1 protein-coding gene is annotated in these 446 nt (G+C 62.1%); it reads right to left on the bottom strand.

Going from position 1 to position 446, the window contains the following annotated elements; translation table 11 throughout:
* A partial coding sequence (locus tag EN969_RS34910) for a DUF445 family protein (RefSeq protein ID WP_127419983.1) occupies positions 1-446 on the bottom strand: 446 nt, incomplete at both ends.

Raw genomic sequence — 446 nt, 5'->3', positions numbered from 1 at the left:
CTTCTTCAGGAGATAGGCGTCGGCGCGGAACAGGTTGAACAGCGACGGCAGTTCCTCGCGGATTTTTTCGCGCATCGTTGCCAGCGCTTTTTCGTCATTGAGGAACCGCCCGATCACCTTGGTGAATTCGTCGAACAATTTCTGATGGCGGCGATCATCGGTAAGCGCCGAGAGCAGTTCGGCGGCCAGCGGCGCCAGCGGCACCTTTTCGATCTGTTCGAGCATGCGGCTGGTGACGAAGCCGCGCAGGCCGGATTGCTCTATCGCCGCAAGCGTCTGCGGCACCAGCCGCACGATGAAGCGCGACAGGCCGGCGGCGCGCTCCGTATCGGCCAGCCAATCGGCGACCAGCGCCGAAAAATCGACCTCGGCAAGCTTTTCACGCACCGGTTCGGGCGCCAGAAAGTTGACCTCGATGAAGCGGCCGAGATTGTCGGCGATGCGGT

This window comes from Mesorhizobium sp. M7A.F.Ca.CA.003.01.2.1, from assembly GCF_003998945.1.
Taxonomy (GTDB): Bacteria; Pseudomonadota; Alphaproteobacteria; order Rhizobiales; family Rhizobiaceae; genus Mesorhizobium; species Mesorhizobium ciceri.
Note: the sequence above shows the minus strand (reverse complement) of the source record. Positions and strands in the feature narration are given on the sequence as shown.